Annotated in this window: 1 protein-coding gene; it reads right to left on the reverse strand. The window is 47.4% G+C overall.

Features of this window, described 5'->3' with window-relative positions:
- Positions 1 to 133: 133 nt before the first annotated feature.
- The coding region (locus tag R7Z50_RS28270) for a methyl-accepting chemotaxis protein (protein ID WP_318149855.1) at positions 134 to 648 on the reverse strand (515 nt) is incomplete at its 5' end.

Raw genomic sequence — 648 nt, forward strand, 5'->3', positions numbered from 1 at the left:
CACCACAGAATCAGTACGAGACAAGGACGTAGAGAAAGTGAAGGCGAGTCATATTCTCGAAACAAATAAGTGAATACAAATGTAGAAAATAAAGGCTCCCAATTAGGAGCCTTTATTTGTTATTACCTTGTTATCAAGCAGTGCGGTAACGCTCTAATACTTCACCGAGTGAAACCGACGCTTTGGTTAAGTTCGCGACACCAACAGTAGACTGCTCCGCCACCTCTCGAATTGTGCTGGACTGAGTACGGATATCAGCAAGCTCAGAAGCTATATCATTCGCAACCGCACTTTGTTCCTCCGCGGAAGTGGAGATTTGAATGCTCATGTCCATCAATGAACGAGCCGAGTCCGCAATCGCTGTGACATCTTGACCAATTTCATCGATCAACTGGCTGCTTGTTTGAGCTTGTTTGACCGTTCTACCAGTAATCGAAGCGATGTTTTGGCTTTCCGATTGCAGTTTCTCAATCATGGCTTGGATTTCTACCGTGGCTTGTTGTGTACGACTTGCCAGCGTTCGGACTTCATCGGCTACAACGGCAAAACCGCGGCCTTGTTCGCCTGCGCGAGCCGCTTCGATAGCGGCATTGAGAGCTAACAGGGTGGTCTGCTCAGAAATCGCATTAATGGTCGTGATGACATCAT

The organism is Vibrio sp. 1249-1, from assembly GCF_033340495.1.